This window comes from Pseudomonas sp. JL3, assembly GCF_031570575.1.
Classification (GTDB): Bacteria; Pseudomonadota; Gammaproteobacteria; order Pseudomonadales; family Pseudomonadaceae; genus Aquipseudomonas; species Aquipseudomonas cucumis.
This window is the reverse complement of the sequence record NZ_JAKWJK010000049.1, coordinates 1-2370: the sequence shown is the minus strand read 5'-3', so window position 1 is coordinate 2370 and position 2370 is coordinate 1. Positions and strand designations below refer to the sequence as shown.

2 pseudogenes are annotated in these 2370 nt (G+C 61.3%); both read right to left on the bottom strand.

Going from position 1 to position 2370, the window contains the following annotated elements:
• Positions 1-1621, bottom strand: a pseudogene (locus MMG91_RS28705) (condensation domain-containing protein); the annotation flags it as partial.
• Positions 1622-1689: 68 nt separating this feature from the next.
• Positions 1690-2370: pseudogene (locus tag MMG91_RS29100) on the bottom strand (phosphopantetheine-binding protein); the annotation flags it as partial.

The following is a 2370-nucleotide window of genomic DNA, read 5'->3' as shown; positions in this document are numbered from 1 at the left end:
TCCAGCGCCGTGTGCATGTAACCGCAAATGCGTTGCGCGCCAATGCCCGGCACCGCCTGCACACTCAAGCTGAATCCTTCACCAAGATCGTCCAGCGACAGGATCAACGGATAGTTGGTGCGCTCTTCACCGCTGAGGACTTCAATCCCTTCCCACAATTGCACCGCCTGGCCGGACACAGCTTGCGCGGCGCTGTGCCGATAGTTCAGCAAAGCGCTGAACAGCGGCGTCGGCGCCGCCACGCCGCTGCAACGCTGGGCCAATGCCAACGAGGCATGTTCGTGACCGAGCAATGCCGTCAGTCGTGCATGGGTGGCTTTCACGCCGGCACGCACGTTCTGGCCGCGCATGTCGACCCGCAATGGCAAGGTGTTGATGAACATCCCCAACGCACGGTCGACGCCTTCGCCGCCCTGCATCCGGCCCAGCATCACCGTGCCAAACACAACATCCTCGCGACCTGAAATGCGCCCCAGCACCTGGGCCCACGCCAAGTGGTGCAGGCTCGCGGCGCTCACGCCCAACTGGCGAGCCTGCGCGCGCAGGCGTTGGCACAGGTTGACTTCCACCGCCTGCATTGCTTCTTCAATGTCCTGGCCGTCACTGCGCACATCCTGCACACCGAACGGCAGCGTCGGCTCATTNGCAGGCGTTGGCACAGGTTGACTTCCACCGCCTGCATTGCTTCTTCAATGTCCTGGCCGTCACTGCGCACATCCTGCACACCGAACGGCAGCGTCGGCTCATTGATGTCACCGAGCATCTCGCGGAAGAACGTTTCGTGCTGCTCGGGGCTCACACCGAGTCGGGCCTGGGCTACATAGTTGCGGTACGGCAACGCTTTGCCCAACTGATCCGCCTGACCGAACAAATACGCCTGTACCTCGTGCTGCACCACGTCCAGCGCCGCATGATCGATGGCGATGTGATGGAACAGCAGCATCGCCACCCAGCGCTGGTTGGCAGTGTCCCTGGCGTATGCCAGACGCAGCAACGGTGCCTCGCCGACATCCAGACGGTATTTTCTCGGGTCGAAGCGCTCATGCAATTGTCGCGTGGCTTCGCCATGGCCAGGGTCGATGCTGATTTCTGTCAGCACCAGTCGGGCCTCACGCCAGACCACCTGAACCGGTTCGTCCAGCCCTTCCCAGACCACGCTCGTGCGCAGGATGTCATGCCGGTCGATCACGCTCTGCAACGCCTGGGCAAAATCCTCCAGGCGCTCGCGACTCGCAAAGCCAAACTGCGCTTGCAGCACATAAGGATCACCCTGCCCGGCCGCAAGGTGGTGATAGAGAATGCCTTCCTGCAACGGTGCCAGCGGGTAGATGTCCTGCACGTTACGGGCACCACCGGGCACCATGGCCACCACCCGATCGATCGTCGGTTGGTCCAGACTTGACAGCGGCAGCATCGGCGGCGTGATCCGGGTACATCCATCGGGGATGCCATTGGCCGGAACCTCGATCTCGCCGGCCTTACTCGCGCGATAGTCTCCAGCAGTGATCAGCTCGATCAGCGCGGCCTTGTGTTCGCGCAGCAAGGCGATGATCGCCGGTTCGCTGAGCGACTGTTTCCTGCCGCTCACCACAAGCCGATCGTCCTTGACCGAAAGCTGCACGTCCTTTTCTTTCAGTGTCGCCAATAGCTCAATCACGCTCACAGCATAATCTCCATTCTTTCCGTGGTTGCTGCATATCCCGAGAGCGTGGGCTGCTCGAATAAGGTTCTGACATCCGCTTCCAGACCCGCCTGACGCAAACGCTCCATCAAGCTGACCGCCAGCAACGAATGCCCGCCCAGTTCGAAGAAATGATCGTGACGACCGACGCGGTCCACATTGAGAACTTCTGCCCATAGCTGGGCCAGGGTGATTTCGACTTCACCGATGGGGGCTTCATAGCCACGGGTGATCAGTGCATTGAGGTCCGGTGCCGGCAGTGCCTTGCGGTCGAGTTTGCCGTTGGGGGTCAACGGCAGTGCGTCGAGTCGTACGTAGGCGACCGGCACCATGTAGTCGGGTAACTGCGTTTGCAGGTGTGCGCGCAGGGTGTCGATATCTGGGGTTTCGTCCGCCGAATGCTGGGTGAAGTAAGCGACCAGACGCTTCTCGCCCGGGATGTCTTCGCGGGCCAGGACCACGGTTTCCTTCACCGTCTGGTGTTGCGCGAGTTTGGCTTCGATCTCGCCCAGTTCGATGCGGAAACCACGGATTTTCACCTGATCGTCGTTGCGCCCCAGGTATTCGATGTTGCCGTCCGGCAGGTAGCGGCCGAGGTCGCCTGTTTTGTACATCCGGGCGTTCTGTTCGGTGCTGAACGGATCGCGTAGGAAACGCTCGGCGGTGAGGTCGTCGCGGTTGAGATACCC